Genomic DNA, 13,521 nt, shown 5'->3' on the forward strand with positions numbered 1-13,521 from the left:
CCATGTCAGCGGTCCTTGCCGCGCCCGAAGCGCTTCGCGGCTTCGCCCGCGAGCGCGTCGCGAAACCGCGCGCCGAACGTGCCGGGCTGGCCGCGTTCGACGGACGCCGTGCCGGCGGGGACGTCGGGCAAGGCCGACGTCGGCGCCGCCGCCGAGCCGGCCGGCAGCGTATGCAGCAGCCGCACATTGCCCGGCGCGACGCCGAGCACGAGCCAGGTATCGCCGATCTCGACGATCGTCGCGCTTTCCTTCGCACCGAGCCCGATGCTCGACACGACCTTCAGCGGGCCGCCGCGCCGCGCGGGCTGGAACCCGAAGCGGCGCGCGAGCCATGCGCAGCCGAACACGAGACCGATCACGACCGCGAGCCCGACGAGCGTCTGCAGCACCGCGCCGACGCCGAGCGACGGCGCGGCCGAGCCGACGATCACGCCCGACGCGATCGCGCCGGCGTTGTTCACCGCGTTCATGTCGGCGGCGCCGGCCGGCGCGCATGCGAGCGACGCGGCAACGGCCAGCGCCGCCGCGATCGGGAGAAGGCGCACGCGGCGGCCGGACTTCACGACGTTCATCGATTCAGCTTCCGGATGCGTTCGGCCGGCGTGATGATGTCGGTCAACCGGATGCCGAACTTGTCGTTGACGACCACGACTTCGCCCTGCGCGATCAGGCAGCCGTTCACGAGCACGTCCATCGGCTCGCCGGCGAGGCCGTCGAGCTCGACGACCGAACCCTGCGCGAGCTGCAGCAGGTTGCGGATCGCGATCTTCGTGCGACCGAGCTCCACGGTCATCTTGACCGGGATGTCGAGAATCATCTCGATGTCGTTGTGCGTCGAACTGGCCGCGGCCTTCGACAGCGGCTGGAACACGCCGGCGCCGGTTGCGCCGGCGTGCACCGGCTGCTGGTTCTGCTCGGCGAGCGCGGCGGCCCAGTCGTCCATGCCCGGATCTGCTTGCGCGGCGGCAGCCGATTCCGCGAGTGCCGCGTCGGCGAGTGCCTGCGGGTCGAGATCGTGCGTCTGGTTCAGCTCACTCATATCCACCTTCCTTCATCGTGTCGCCCGCGCTGATCATCTTCTGCACGCGCAACGCATATTGACCATTGAAAATGCCGTAGCCGCATTCCATCACCGGCACGCCGTCGACCTTCGCGATGATCGTGTCGGAGATCTCGAGCGGCAGCACGTCGCCCGTACGCAGGTTCAGGAGCTTCTCGAAGTTCGTCGAGATCTCGGCGAGATCCGCGGTCAACTCGACCTCGGCAGCCTGCACCTGCTGCGACAGCACGCGCACCCAGCGGCGATCGACTTCCAGCGCCTCGCCCTGGATCGGCGAGCTCAGCACGTCGCGGATCGGCTCGATCATCGAGTACGGCATGCAGATGTGCAGCGTGCCGCCCGTCGGCCCGAACTCGATCGAGAACTGCGTGACGATCACGATCTCGTTCGGTGTCGCGACGTTCGCGAACTGCGTGTGCATCTCCGAGCGCACGAATTCGAACTGCAGCGGCCGCACGCTCTTCCACGCGGTCGTGTAGTGCTCGAACACGAGGTTCAGCAGCTTGCCGATGATCCGCTGCTCGGTGGCCGTGAAGTCGCGGCCCTCGACGCGCGTGTGAAAACGCCCGTCGCCGCCGAACAGGTTGTCCACGACGAAGAACACGAGGTTCGGGTCGAACACGAACAGCGACGTGCCGCGCAGCGGCTTCACGTGCACGAGGTTCAGGTTCGTCGGGATCGGCAGGTTGCGGGTGAACTCGCTGTACTTCTGCACCTTCACCTGGCTCACGGAGATTTCCGCCGTGCGCCGCATGAAGTTGAAGATGCCGATCCGCAGCAGGCGCGCGAAGCGGTCGTTGATGATCTCGAGGCCCGGCATCCGGCCGCGGACGATCCGCTCCTGCGTCGCGATGTTGTAGGGGCGGACGCCCGACGTGTCGCGCTGCTCGTCGACCGTGTCGGTTTCGCCTGTGACGCCCTTGAGGAGGGCGTCGACCTCCTCCTGGGACATGAACTCCTGGTGGCCCATGCGCGCTCCTTTTCCGGCCGCGTTACTGGACGACGAATTCGGTGAACAGCACGTCGTCGACCTTCGCGCGCTGGTTGCCCGGCTGCGTCGGCTGCTCGATCAGGTCCCGCAGCTCCTTCGCGAGCGAACGCTTGCCGTCCGGCGTCGCGAGATCCTCGGGATGCTTGTTCGACAGCGCGAGCAGGATCCGGCTGCGGATCTCCGGCATGCGCGCGGTCAGCTGCTCCTGCGCCTTCGGGTCGGTGAGCTTCAGCGACAGGCCGACGCGCAGGTAGTGCTGCACGCCGTCGTCCGACTGCAGGTTCACGGTCAGCGGGTCGAGCGGGAAGAACACCGGCGCGGCAAGCGGCGCCGGCTCGGCGGGCGCGCTCGCATGGCCGACGCCTGCCTTGCTCAGGAACACGTACATGCCGCCCGCGGCAGCGGCGGCCGCGCCCAGCGCGATGACGGCGATGAGCGCGATGCGCTTGAACTTGCCGGGCGAAGCCGGCTTGTCGGCGGTCGGGTTTGCGGTCGTGGAGGCCATGTGAATGCGTGCGTGATGTCTCGTAGCATGCATTGTTCGGCATCCGGGCCGGGCTCGATGGGTGGAAAAGAGGGGGGAATTGCGGCTATCTCAGCCGATTGTCGGCCGGGTGTCGGCTCGACGCAGAGCAGGAGCGACGGCGGGGCGGCCGGCGGGATTCCGGGCCGCCGGACGGAAACGACGGCGCGTGCGGGCGGCAGCGCCCGCACGCGCATTGTCAGATCGGCAACAGCGACAGCAGCGGCGCGATCAGCACCATCGCGACGCCCGCGATCATCATCGTGAGGCTCGACACGACGCCTTCCTCGCTGCCGATCTCGCGCGCCTTCGCGGTGCCCACGCCGTGGGCGGCCGCGCCGAACAGCGCGCCGCGCGCGAGCCGCGTGCGCATCGGCACCAGCGCAAGCACGATCTCGCCGAGCAGCATCCCGCAGATGCCGGTCGCGATCACGAAGAGGGCGGTGAGGTCCTTCGGCGCATGGATCTTGTCGGACACGGCAAGCGCGAACGGGGTCGATACCGAGCGCGTCATCAGCGAGCGCTGCAGTTCGGGCGACAGGTGCAGCAGCTTCGCGAGCAGCAGCGACCCGCACACGCCCGCGCAGATACCGACCGCGACGCCGACCGACAGCGACAGCCAGTGGCGGCGGATCAGCTCGCGATAGTCGTAGATCGGCACCGCGAACGCGATCGTCGCCGGGCCGAGCAGCCACATCAGCCAGCGCGTGTCGCGGAAGTAGACCGAATACGGGATGCCGGTCAGCACGACGAGCAGCACCAGCACGCCCGGCACGAACACGAGCGGCGAAAACAGCAGCGTCTTCTTGTACGCATACAGCCGCTTCGACGCGAAATACAGCGCGACCGTCAGCACGAAGCAGCCGACGGAGATCGCGGTATTCACCTGATCGGCGGACAAGTTCGACAGCAGCGCAGGCATCGCAGGCTCCGGCTCAGTGGACGGACACGGTGGCGAGGCGCGCGCGGCGGCGTTCGGCGAACACGCGCTGCGCGGCGAGCCGGCGTTCGAGCTTCGCGGCGAGATCGACCGCGACGGCCACCGCGACCATCACGAACGCGGTGCCGGCGAGCATGACCAGCGCGATGCGCCAGCCGTCCTCGCGGAACAGCCCGCCGTACTGGACCGCCGCGACGGCGGCCGGCACGAAGAACAGCAGCATGTCGGACAGCAGCCAGTTCGCGCCGTCCTTCACCCACGCGGGCGCGACGCGGCCCGAGAACAGCAGGACGAGCAGCACCGCCAGGCCGATCACGCCGGACGGCACCGGCAGCCCGATCTTGCGCACGGCCCAGTCGACCGCCATCCACAGCACGCCGAGCGCGGCCGACTGCAGCACGATCCGGCCCGTGCGCACAACGTTGCCCGAACCGGCGGGGCGGGCGGCGGCAGGGGTGGTCGGCTTGTTCATGGCGTGCTCCATACAGATATTGCGTTGATGGTGTGAGTATAGGGTTTCCACTAACCATAAATAAAATGACTTGTCTCTATCCTTATCATTCCAATTCGGAATTCGCTTTGTGTCTGCCGCACCAATATGGGGAGTGATCGATGGAATTGCGCGCGCTGCGGTACTTCGTCGAGGTGGTCCGTCAGCAGAGCTTCACGGCGGCGGCCGACCGGCTGTTCGTCACGCAGCCGACCATCAGCAAGATGGTGAAGGCGCTCGAGGACGAGATCGGCTCGCCGCTGCTGCTGCGCGACGGCCGGCAGATGGTGCTGACCGACGCGGGGCGAATCGTGTTCCAGCGCGGCCAGGACGTGCTCGCCGCGCAGGCGCAGCTGCAGTCGGAGCTGAACGATCTGGGCACGCTCGGGCGCGGCGAGCTGACGATCGGCATCCCGCCGCTTGGCGGGTCACTGTTCACGCCGATCATCGCCGCGTACAAGCAGCGCTATCCGAACATCGAGCTGAAGCTGTTCGAGCAGGGTGCGCGGATGATCGAGGCTGCGCTGATGTCGGGCGAGCTGGAGCTCGGCGGGCTGCTGGAGCCGGTCGATCCCGGCACGTTCGACCGGCTGCCGATGGTGCGCGCGCCGCTGTGGCTCGTCGCGCCGCGCGAGTCGCGCTGGGAAGACCACGCGGCCGTGCCGCTCGCCGATCTCGCGCGCGAGTCGTTCGTGTTCTATGCGGAAAGCCTCGCGCTGCACGATGCGGTGCTCGACGCGTGCCGGCAGGTCGGGTTCACGCCGTCGATCGTGAGCCGCAGCGGTCATTGGGACTTCATGGCCGCGCTGGTGCACGCGGGCGTCGGCATCGCGCTGCTGCCGGAGCCATACTGCCGGCGGCTCGATGTGCGGCAGTTCACGTGCCGGCCGATCGTCGAGCCGGAGATCACCTGGGCAATCGCGCTCGGCTGGTTGAAGAAGGGCTACCTGTCACACGCGGCGCGTGCATGGCTTGATGTCGCGCGGGCGACGCTTCCAATTGCGTCGGGCGACGATCTGGCCTTTGGCGGGTTGCGGGCGAGGGAGTGACGCCCGCGACGCGGGCGGCGCAACGGCCCGGGAAACGAGCGGGAACACGCGCCAGCGCGGCCCGCCGCGCGGTCAGTGCCCCATCGCCGGCCCCGCGCCCTTCTTCGGCTTGGTGATCCACACGAGCGCCGCGAGCGCGATGAACACGCCCGCCGACAGGTGGAAGAAGTCGTTGGTCGCCATCATGAAGCCCTGCTGCGTGACGAGCTGGTTGAGCTGCGCGTTGGCCGTCTGCCCGACGATCCCGAGCTGCGCGAGCGCGCCCTGGTAGTCGGTGGTGTTCTGTGCGTAGACGCTCACCGATTCCGACAGCCGTGCGTGGTGGTAAATCGCATCGTTTTCCCAGAACGTCGAGCTGGCCGCGGTGCCGATCGCACCGGACAGCGTGCGCAGGAAGTTCGACAGCCCCGACGCGCTCGCAAGCCGCTCGTCGGAGATGCTCGACAGCGTGATCGTCGTCATCGGCACGAAGAAGCACGCGACGCCGATCCCCTGCACGAGCCGCGGCAGGATCACGTGGTTGAACGGCACGTCGAGCGTGAACGTCGAATTCCAGACCGACACGCCCGCGAACACGATAAACGCGAAGCTCGCGACCATCCTCAGGTCGAGCCGGTGCATGTTGCGCCCGATCAGCGGCGACAGCACGAGCGCGAGCAACCCGACCGGCGCGGTCGCGAGGCCCGCCTTGCCGGCCGTGTAGCCCATCACCGTCTGCAGCCACAACGGGAAGATCACGACCGAGCCGAAGAACGCCATGAAGCCGAACGAGATGATCAGCGCGCCGAGTGCGAAGTTGCGGTCCTTGAAGAGCGAGAGGTCGACCACCGGCTCCTTCTCGGTCGCCTCCCACACGAGCATGAACGCGAGCGACGCGACCGCGATCAGCGCAAGCGCGACGATGAAGGTCGAGTTGAACCAGTCGCGATCCTTGCCGAGGTCGAGCATCATCTGCAGGCACGACACGCCGATCACGAGCAGCGCGAGGCCGATCGCGTCGATTCGCTGCTTGGTCGTCTTCGTCTCGCGGCCGCGCAGCAAGAAGTACGCGCAGGTCGCCGAGAACACGCCGATCGGCAGATTGATGTAGAAGATCCACGGCCACGTGTAGTTGTCGCTGATCCAGCCGCCCAGCAACGGGCCGAAGATCGGCGCGACGATCACCGTCATCGCCCATAGTCCGAGCGCGAGCCCGCGCTTCGCGGGTGGGTAGCTGCGCATCAGGATCGTCTGCGACAGCGGCACCATCGGGCCCGACACGAGGCCCTGCAGCAACCGGAACGCGATCAGCGTCTCGAAGTTCGACGCGAGGCCGCATAGCGCCGACGCGATCGTGAACGCGAGCACCGACAGCGTGAACAGGCGCACCTCACCAACCCGCCGCGCGAGCCAGCCGGTCAGCGGCACCGCGATCGCGGACGCGACCGAATACGACGAGATCACCCACGTGCCTTCGCTGGTCGCGACGCCGAGGCTGCCCGAGATGGTCGGCACAGCGACGTTCGCGATCGACGTGTCGAGCACTTCCATGAAAGTGCCGAGCGCGAGCCCGACGGTGAGGAGCGCGAGCGCGCCGCCGGTGAGCGGCGCGGGTGCGGCGGCAGGCGGTGCGGCGGATGCCGTGGTGGCGGACATCGGAATCTCCTAGACGCGGCGCGCGCGACGCGCCGATACGGCGCACGGGCGCGCGCTACCGCGCGGCCCGGCCGGGTGGAACGGATAAGGGGAGAGACGGAGCATGTGTCTTGTCATCTTCTGCCCAGACAGAGAAATAAGCGAATGCTTAACCTAGACATCGGGCCTCCCGCGTTCAGCAGTCCAGTTCGTCGGGTTTCGGGCAGCCGGCGTCGCCGGGCCCGTTGGCGATGAATCGCTGCAGCAGGCCGGTGAGTGTCGCGAGTTCGTCGGCCGAGAAGCCGGCGAGCTGCGCGTTCAGCGCGGTCGCAATCAGCGACGGCAGTGCGCGGGCCGCCTCGGCGCCGCGTTCGGTCAGCGTCAGCTCGATCACCCGGCGATCCTGTTCGCTGCGCGAGCGCGCGATGAGGCCCTTGCGCTCGAGGCGGTCGAGCATCCGCGTCATCGAGCCGCTGTCGTACGACATCTTGCGCGACAGCTCGAACGGCGTGCGCGCATAGCCGCGAGACAACAGCAGGATCACGCCGATTTGCTGCGCGGTGAGGTCGTACGGCTCGAGCGCGCGATCCATCCGCTCGACGAGCGCCTGCCGCGCCTTGGTCAGGTAATAACCGAGGCTCGTTTCCAGTGCGATGGTATCGGGATCGTAGAGGCCGCCGTTCATTGCGATTGCGCGCGCAGCAACAGTGCATTTCAGGTCAGAACGCGCCCAGTATCTTGAAAAATGATTGCTTGGTCAATATTATTTCAGTCGACCAGTTACGACGTGCGTGTTGCACTGCCGGAGACTATGTTCTGACCGCTTAGCCCGCGCTGCCGGGCCCCCAGAGGATGTTCGCGATGCTGTTCCTGAAAAATGCCGCCGGCGCGCTGCGCCGCAACCTGACCGATACCGCTCATCATGTGTTCTCCGGGCCGCACCGCGGCTGGAAGATCGCGCTGTACGTGACGATGCTGGTGGTACCGGGCGGATCGCTCGCGGCGCTCGGGTTCGCATGGTTCGATCATCGCCGGCAGCGCAACGCGAAGGGCGGCACTCGCCGCACGGGCCGGCCGGCGGTAACGGAGCCGTCGACATGGCGGCCCGCCGCCGATCCCGTTCCGGTGCCCGTGTGCTGCCACTGAAGCCGCGCCGCGCCGGCCATCCCGACTGAACGCCCGGTCACGCCCCGTGGCCCGGCGTCGTCTGCGCCGCATTCCCTTCCCGTCACGCGCGCAAGCGATCCGTAATGGCCGGTAAACCGGCCGACCGCGCCGGTAACACATTCGTGCCGCCGCGCAACGTACCCTTAGGGCTGCGCAGCTTCCCCGCCGTCAGTTACCATTTGTCCGCCAGCGGCAGAACGACCGCATGCGCGACCGCACCGCGCGACACCGTTCGCCGGCCATCGCGCCCAGACAGGAAAACCACGATGCCGTACGCCCCCCTCCCGCGCGCCTTTCGCCCGCTGAGCGCCGCCGTCGCCGTTGCGACGGCCGTGCTGCTCGCCGGCTGCGCCGTCGGGCCCGACTATCACCGGCCCGACACGTCGATCCCGGCGGCCTTCAAGGAAGCGCCGGCCGGCTGGAAGGTCGCGCAGCCCGCCGACCGGACCGACCGCGGTCCGTGGTGGAGCGTCTACGACGATCCGCAGCTCGATGCACTGATCGGCAAGCTCAACGCGTCGAACCAGACCATCGCGCAATCGGCCGCCGCGTACCGGCAGGCCCGCGCGCTCGTCACCGAGGCGCGCGCCGCGTATTTCCCGACCGTCGGGCTGACCGCGTCGGGCTCGCGCTCACGCACGGGGCGCGTGTCCACGTCGTCGAGCGCGTCGAGTTTCAGCAGCAGTTCGTCGATCAGCAACAGCTATAGCGTCGGCCTCGATGCGAGCTGGGAGCCCGACCTTTGGGGCAAGGTGAGCCGCAGCGTCAGCGCGCAGCGCGCCGGCGAAGCGGCCGCCGCGGCCGATCTCGCGAACGCGCGGCTGTCGCAGCAGGCGCTGCTCGCGCAGACCTACTTCCAGCTGCGCACGTCCGATGCGCTGCAGAAGCTGCTCGACGACACCGTGAAGTCGTACGGCGAATCGCTGAAGCTCACGCAGAACCAGTATGCGCAGGGTGTCGCCGCGCGCGCGGACGTGATCCAGGCGCAGACGCAGCTGCAGAGCGCGCAGGCCGCATCGATCGACAACGGCGTCGCGCGCGCGCAGTACGAGCATGCGATCGCGACGCTGATCGGCGAACCGGCGTCAACGTTCTCGCTGCCGCCGAACCCGCTCGCGGCGCAACCGCCGATCACGCCGGTCGACGTGCCGTCCGCGCTGCTCGAGCGCCGGCCCGACATCGCAGCGGCCGAGCGCCGCGCGGCGGCCGCGAACGAGCAGATCGGCGTCGCGATCGCCGCGTTCTTCCCGACGCTCACGCTGTCGGCCACCGGCGGCTTCCAGAGCTCGGTGTGGTCGCAACTGTTCACGCTGCCCGCGCGGTTCTGGACGGTCGGCCCGCAGTTGGCGGCGACGCTGTTCGACGCCGGGCTGCGCGCCGCGCAGACCGATGCCGCGCGCGCGACCTACGATCAGGACGTCGCCGCGTATCGCCTCGCGGTGCTGACCGCGTTCCAGGACGTCGAGGACAACCTCGCGTCGCAGCGCATCCTCGCGCAGGAGGTCGACGTGCAGCGGCAAGCCGTCGACAGCGCCGAGCACGCGCTCGCGATCGTTACGAACCAGTACAAGGCCGGCACGGTCGCCTACCTGAACGTACTGACCGCGCAGACCACCGCGTTCACCGCGCAGCAGAAGCTTGCGACGATCGCCGGGCAGCGGATGGTGTCGTCGGTCGGGCTCGTGAAGGCGCTCGGCGGCGGCTGGGATGCATCGGACATGGCGCGCGAAACGGGCGACATGGCTGCGCCGGCACCGGTGCCGGCGTCCGGTGCGGCGGCGCCGGCCGCGACCGCACCGTCGGCCGCCGCACCGCTCACTCAGAAGTAACGGGGAAAAGGAGAGGCCGGTGCGCGTTTAGCGCGTCGCGTCGCCGAAGATCAGCGACACCTGGTTGTTGCCGATCGGATGGCCGAGCAGGTTCAGCAGCCCCGCGAGATTCGCCTGCTGCTCGGGCGCCGCATGCGCGGTGCCACGAAACGATCCCTGGCCGGGGCCGAAGCTGCCGTGCCCGTCGAGGAACAGCGGGCCCTGCGTCGTCGACAGGTCGAGATCGGCGTCAGCCCCCTTCGCCTGCAGCACCGCGCGGTACGACCCGAGCGGTTTCACGCGCGACACGCGCGAACTCATCGAATCGATCGTCACCGTCAGCTGGCCGAACGCGTTGTTGCCGATCATCCGCCAGTCGGTCCAGCCGAGCCGCACGTCGCCCTGCAGGTCGAGCGTGTTGAACGGCGTGCCGAGCCCCGCGAGCAGCGATGCGGGCACGGCCATCGAGCCCGCCGACAGCACCGCGCCACGCCACGTCGCGTCGAGCGTGACGGCGTCGGGCATCGCCTCGGTCTGCCGCATGCGCACCTGCACGCGTCCGGTCAGCAGCGGCCAGAAGCGCGTGGTCCATTGGACCCGGCCGGGCAGCAGCGTCGCTGCGCTCTGGTCCGCGCCCGGCGCGAGCATCAGCGTGCCCGAACCGTGCCACAGCGATCCGTCCGGATCGACGAGGTTCACGTGAGCGCCGGTCGCGCGCGCGAACTGCGGCGCGATCCACGCGGCCGGCGCGAGCGCGACGAGCGTCAGCGCCGTCGCGAGCCCGCCTGCCACGACCCACGGCACTGCGGCGGCGAGCCGCCTGATCCCCGGCCTCATCGGCCGACCGTCGCTGGCTTCATCCACCGCGTCATTTCTGTGTCGAGGGTTGCATCACGGCCGTCAGGTCGACCTGGCCGTCTTCCTTCAGCCCGGTCACGTGCGCTTCGCCGACCTGCACCTTGAACTGCCGGCGCGCGTCGTCGAGCCACTGCGTCCACACCGGGAACGGCACATTCTTCATCTGGACCTGCACGCCGTTGCCGACGACCTGCACCTGCGCGCCCTGCAGCCCGTGATCGGACAGCGACGCGGTGAGCGCGTCCTTCAGCGCGAGGCCGGTCGGCGCGACGCCTTGCGCGGCGGCCGTCAGCGATTTCGCCTCGTTGGCCTGTGCGGTCATCTGCGCGAGTTCGCGGCGCATCGTCGGCAGCGCGTGCCGAATGCGCGAGCGGCCTTCCTGCGCGGGTGACCACAGCACCGAATACGCGATCGCGACGGCCAGCACGGCGCCGCCCCAGCCGAGCAGCGTGCGCTCGCGCGGCGTGCGCTCGCCCCAGAACTGGGCCAGCATCTGGTTCAGTTGTTCCGTCTTCATGAGCGGCTCCGGATCGTCCATTTGCCGGTGCTGCTGTCGACTTCGCCGGCCAGCCCGTTACGCGCGAGACGCTGCGGGAAATCGGGGTCGACCTTGACCTCCGGCTTGAAGCCGACGTCGAGCCGCCGGTCGTGATAATCGAGCGACGCGATTCCGTTCAGCGGCAGCGCGCCCATCGAACGCGACAACCCGCTCGCCAGCGCGAGGAAATCGTTCGGTGACAGCTCGCCTGCGGCCAGGCGCAGCTGGTCGAGCTGGCGCTGCATCTGCGCGGGCGGATCGAGCACCGTCGTCGTCTTCGGGAATGCGGACAGGAGCGTCTCGGTGATCTGCGCGGACAGTGCATCGCGCTCGCGCGCGAGCTTCCACCAGTGCAGGTTCATCCCGATCACCGCGACGCCGAGCGTGACCGCGGCCAGCGCGATCGGCACGCGCAGGCGCTTCACCGTCGCGCGATCGAAGCGCCACGGCTGCGATTCGAATTCGAACTGGCACAGATCGAAGCGCTCGGCGAGCGCACGCCGCGCGAACGCGTCGAACGACAGCGGTTGCGCGCCCGGCAGCAGCGGGCCGTCGGCGCGCCCGACCGATGCGAGGCGCGGCTCCGCGCCCGGCTCGCCGAGTTCGTACAGTTCGACGTCGCCGCCGCCCGCGAGCGCGGCCAGCGTGCCGCCGGCGCGCGACGCGGGTGCCGCGAAACCTTCGCCGAGCGCGCCGCGCGCAATCGCAAGTTCGAGACGCGGCGCACCGGCCGCGGTCGGCTGCGCGCCGGCTTCGACGAGTGCCGGTTCGACCGTCGTCGCGAGGCCCAGCACCGCGGCCACCGCCGTCGGGCGAGTGAGGGGCTCGGCCGCATTCGGGACCGCGTCGGCTTGCGAGGCCTCACCGTCGGCGAGCGTCTGCGACGCAGCGTCCGCCGCCGCCGCGCGCGGCGCGGGCAGGCAGCGCGTCGCGGGCACCGCGCTCAGGTGCCGGTGGCCGGCCGCGCTGAACGCGTCGCAGATCGTGCGGAACCATGCGCGGTCGACGACGGCCAGCACGCGGCGGCCGTCGGGCAACGCGACCGGATCGAGCGCGATATGGCAGCCGAGCGGATCCTGGATCAGCTGATCCTCGACAATGTTGGGCAGCGCCTGGCGCAGCTTCGGTCCCTTGAGCGGCGGCACGGTCGCGGCCAGCAGCAGCACGTCGCGCGCGGCGACGATCAGCAGCGTCGCGTTCGCGCGCGGCAGCAGCGAGAGCGCGGCACGGCCCGCGCGCTGCACCTGGCCGGCCTTGTCCACGAGCGTGAACGGCAGCTCGGGCCACTGCCATTCCTGCAACGGCACGGCCGGCTCGCGCGGCGGCAAAGAAACAATCAGCGTGCTCAAGAGCTCCTCTCCCGAATGGCGTCGTTATAGCTGGTCGCGGATGCGCACGACCCGCGTCGAGTGCGTGGTCGGATCACGATACACGAGCGAGGTGCGATCGACCTCCGCCCGATCGTGCTGGATCCGGCCATGCACGATGAAATAGCTGGAATTGACGTCGACGAGGCTTGAGTCGATCGTCACGTTCGGCGCGCCGGCGCCGCGCAGCGCGAGCTGCACGTCGCCGACGTTGCGGAAAAACACGGTCTCGCGGCGCGACACGAGCGCCTGCGCGGACGACACGCTCATCCCCGGCACCAGCGCCGCGATCACCTCGGCCGGCGCGGTGTTCATGTTCACCGGCGTCGTGGTTGGCAGCACGGTGACGAACGGGCGCAGCCGCGCGACCATCTCGGGCGTCACGCCATCGACGTCGAGCAGGCTGTCGATGCCCGTCATCACGAGCGGCGCGGGCCCGCGGTCGCCGTCGGACATCCCGGGTTCGTCGGTGAAGTTGCCGGCCTGCATGTCGCCGCCCGCCACCGGCGCGGTCGCGGCCGTACCGGCGCCGGGCAGCGTCGGCGTCTGGAAGCGCGTCGCCGAATGCATCAAACCCGCGCGCATCTGCAGCGCGATCCGCTTCGCGAATACGCCGTCGTAGCCGAGCGTCGCCAGCAGCCGCTGGAACGCCTTGAGCTGCATCACGTTGAGCTGCAGCACGCCGGGCGCCGGCGACGACACGAGGTTGCGCAGGTTGTACTTCGCCTGCGCGTCCTCGATCGATCCGGAGATATAGGTATCCTGGCCGCCGTTGTCGTTCGGCGCGCCAATCCGGCCAAGGAAGTCCGACAGCTTGGTCTTCGCGATCGGCACGGCCCAGATCCCGCCGAGATAGGTGATGCCGGGCGCCGTGTCGCCTTCGGAGCGCAGGATCATGCGCGTCCAGTCGAGCGCGCCGCGCGCGACCCACTGCGCCTGCGCGATCACGCGCTGGTTCTCGATGCGGCGAATCTGCACCTGCTGGCGCCACAGCATCCCCGACACGAGGATCGCCGACAGCGCGACGACGAGCAGCGCGGTGATGATCGCCGCGCCGCGCTCGCGGCGTGCATGCGCGCGCGCGGCGAAGCGGAAACGGTGAGGGCGCGTGCGCAT

Annotated in this window: 15 protein-coding genes; 3 read left to right on the forward strand and 12 right to left on the reverse strand. The window is 69.2% G+C overall.

Features of this window, described 5'->3' with window-relative positions; translation table 11 throughout:
- Positions 1–5 precede the first annotated feature (5 nt).
- From fliO to AC1Z3W_RS36485, 6 genes are all read right to left on the reverse strand, one after another.
- Positions 6–572 carry a flagellar biosynthetic protein FliO gene (gene fliO / locus AC1Z3W_RS36460; RefSeq protein WP_483509478.1) on the reverse strand — a complete coding sequence of 189 codons (567 nt, stop codon included), beginning with the start codon at positions 570–572 and terminating at the stop codon, positions 6–8.
- Positions 569–1,039, reverse strand: coding sequence for a flagellar motor switch protein FliN (gene fliN, locus AC1Z3W_RS36465; protein ID WP_124834749.1), 471 nt, complete (start codon positions 1,037–1,039; stop codon positions 569–571). The genes fliO and fliN overlap by 4 nt, the downstream gene beginning before the upstream one ends.
- Positions 1,032–2,030 (reverse strand): flagellar motor switch protein FliM, encoded by a 999-nt coding sequence (gene fliM / locus AC1Z3W_RS36470; protein ID WP_057927999.1) that lies wholly within the window; start codon positions 2,028–2,030, stop codon positions 1,032–1,034. The genes fliN and fliM overlap by 8 nt, the downstream gene beginning before the upstream one ends.
- A 22-nt stretch (positions 2,031–2,052) precedes the next feature.
- Positions 2,053–2,589, reverse strand: a complete 537-nt coding sequence (gene fliL, locus AC1Z3W_RS36475) for a flagellar basal body-associated protein FliL (protein WP_124834750.1) — start codon at positions 2,587–2,589, stop codon at positions 2,053–2,055.
- 184 nt (positions 2,590–2,773) lie between these two features.
- Entirely contained in the window at positions 2,774–3,496 is a 723-nt protein-coding gene (locus AC1Z3W_RS36480) for an LrgB family protein (protein WP_057927997.1), read from the reverse strand.
- A gap of 13 nt (positions 3,497–3,509) precedes the next feature.
- Positions 3,510–3,986: a CidA/LrgA family protein gene (locus AC1Z3W_RS36485; RefSeq protein ID WP_057928032.1), complete on the reverse strand. Its 477-nt coding sequence runs from the start codon at positions 3,984–3,986 to the stop codon at positions 3,510–3,512.
- A gap of 140 nt (positions 3,987–4,126) precedes the next feature.
- Here AC1Z3W_RS36485 and AC1Z3W_RS36490 point away from each other — a divergent pair, with 140 nt between their 5' ends.
- Positions 4,127–5,053 carry a LysR substrate-binding domain-containing protein gene (locus AC1Z3W_RS36490; RefSeq protein ID WP_483509479.1) on the forward strand — a complete coding sequence of 309 codons (927 nt, stop codon included), beginning with the start codon at positions 4,127–4,129 and terminating at the stop codon, positions 5,051–5,053.
- Positions 5,054–5,125: 72 nt separating this feature from the next.
- Here AC1Z3W_RS36490 and AC1Z3W_RS36495 read toward each other — a convergent pair whose 3' ends face one another.
- Together AC1Z3W_RS36495 and AC1Z3W_RS36500 are read right to left on the reverse strand one after the other, a co-directional pair.
- Positions 5,126–6,688: a DHA2 family efflux MFS transporter permease subunit gene (locus tag AC1Z3W_RS36495; RefSeq protein ID WP_057927995.1), complete on the reverse strand. Its 1,563-nt coding sequence runs from the start codon at positions 6,686–6,688 to the stop codon at positions 5,126–5,128.
- 175 nt (positions 6,689–6,863) lie between these two features.
- Entirely contained in the window at positions 6,864–7,352 is a 489-nt protein-coding gene (locus tag AC1Z3W_RS36500) for a MarR family winged helix-turn-helix transcriptional regulator (protein ID WP_483509480.1), read from the reverse strand.
- Between the two features lie 176 nt (positions 7,353–7,528).
- Between AC1Z3W_RS36500 and AC1Z3W_RS36505 the strand changes: the two genes are divergently transcribed.
- Together AC1Z3W_RS36505 and AC1Z3W_RS36510 are read left to right on the forward strand one after the other, a co-directional pair.
- Positions 7,529–7,813: a multidrug ABC transporter ATPase gene (locus tag AC1Z3W_RS36505; RefSeq protein ID WP_124834751.1), complete on the forward strand. Its 285-nt coding sequence runs from the start codon at positions 7,529–7,531 to the stop codon at positions 7,811–7,813.
- 287 nt (positions 7,814–8,100) lie between these two features.
- Positions 8,101–9,663, forward strand: a complete 1,563-nt coding sequence (locus AC1Z3W_RS36510; RefSeq protein ID WP_483509481.1) for an efflux transporter outer membrane subunit — start codon at positions 8,101–8,103, stop codon at positions 9,661–9,663.
- Between the two features lie 27 nt (positions 9,664–9,690).
- Here the strand turns inward: AC1Z3W_RS36510 and AC1Z3W_RS36515 are convergent, their stop codons facing one another.
- The 4 genes from AC1Z3W_RS36515 to gspK are packed head-to-tail and all read right to left on the reverse strand — an operon-like array spanning position 9,691 to position 13,521.
- On the reverse strand, positions 9,691–10,479 hold the full coding sequence (locus AC1Z3W_RS36515) for a type II secretion system protein N (RefSeq protein ID WP_124834773.1): 789 nt from the start codon (positions 10,477–10,479) through the stop codon (positions 9,691–9,693).
- 31 nt (positions 10,480–10,510) lie between these two features.
- The gene (gene gspM / locus AC1Z3W_RS36520) at positions 10,511–11,017 is read right to left on the reverse strand and encodes a type II secretion system protein GspM (RefSeq protein ID WP_057928031.1); all 507 of its coding nucleotides are present in this window, start codon (positions 11,015–11,017) and stop codon (positions 10,511–10,513) included.
- The gene (gene gspL, locus AC1Z3W_RS36525) at positions 11,014–12,387 is read right to left on the reverse strand and encodes a type II secretion system protein GspL (RefSeq protein WP_124834752.1); all 1,374 of its coding nucleotides are present in this window, start codon (positions 12,385–12,387) and stop codon (positions 11,014–11,016) included. The genes gspM and gspL overlap by 4 nt, the downstream gene beginning before the upstream one ends.
- Positions 12,388–12,411: 24 nt before the next feature.
- On the reverse strand, positions 12,412–13,521 hold the full coding sequence (gene gspK / locus AC1Z3W_RS36530; protein ID WP_124834753.1) for a type II secretion system minor pseudopilin GspK: 1,110 nt from the start codon (positions 13,519–13,521) through the stop codon (positions 12,412–12,414).

This window comes from Burkholderia sp. 10_S31, assembly GCF_056930375.1.

Coding starts and splice junctions, on each gene's coding strand:
- fliO (WP_483509478.1), bottom strand. CDS start 572: ATGAACGTCGTGAAGTCCGGCCGCCGCGTGCGCCTTCTCCCGATCGCG.
- fliN (WP_124834749.1), bottom strand. CDS start 1,039: ATGAGTGAGCTGAACCAGACGCACGATCTCGACCCGCAGGCACTCGCC.
- fliM (WP_057927999.1), bottom strand. CDS start 2,030: ATGGGCCACCAGGAGTTCATGTCCCAGGAGGAGGTCGACGCCCTCCTC.
- fliL (WP_124834750.1), bottom strand. CDS start 2,589: ATGCATGCTACGAGACATCACGCACGCATTCACATGGCCTCCACGACC.
- AC1Z3W_RS36480 (WP_057927997.1), bottom strand. CDS start 3,496: ATGCCTGCGCTGCTGTCGAACTTGTCCGCCGATCAGGTGAATACCGCG.
- AC1Z3W_RS36485 (WP_057928032.1), bottom strand. CDS start 3,986: ATGAACAAGCCGACCACCCCTGCCGCCGCCCGCCCCGCCGGTTCGGGC.
- AC1Z3W_RS36490 (WP_483509479.1), top strand. CDS start 4,127: ATGGAATTGCGCGCGCTGCGGTACTTCGTCGAGGTGGTCCGTCAGCAG.
- AC1Z3W_RS36495 (WP_057927995.1), bottom strand. CDS start 6,688: ATGTCCGCCACCACGGCATCCGCCGCACCGCCTGCCGCCGCACCCGCG.
- AC1Z3W_RS36500 (WP_483509480.1), bottom strand. CDS start 7,352: ATGAACGGCGGCCTCTACGATCCCGATACCATCGCACTGGAAACGAGC.
- AC1Z3W_RS36505 (WP_124834751.1), top strand. CDS start 7,529: ATGCTGTTCCTGAAAAATGCCGCCGGCGCGCTGCGCCGCAACCTGACC.
- AC1Z3W_RS36510 (WP_483509481.1), top strand. CDS start 8,101: ATGCCGTACGCCCCCCTCCCGCGCGCCTTTCGCCCGCTGAGCGCCGCC.
- AC1Z3W_RS36515 (WP_124834773.1), bottom strand. CDS start 10,479: ATGAGGCCGGGGATCAGGCGGCTCGCCGCCGCAGTGCCGTGGGTCGTG.
- gspM (WP_057928031.1), bottom strand. CDS start 11,017: ATGAAGACGGAACAACTGAACCAGATGCTGGCCCAGTTCTGGGGCGAG.
- gspK (WP_124834753.1), bottom strand. CDS start 13,521: ATGCGCACGCGCCCTCACCGTTTCCGCTTCGCCGCGCGCGCGCATGCA.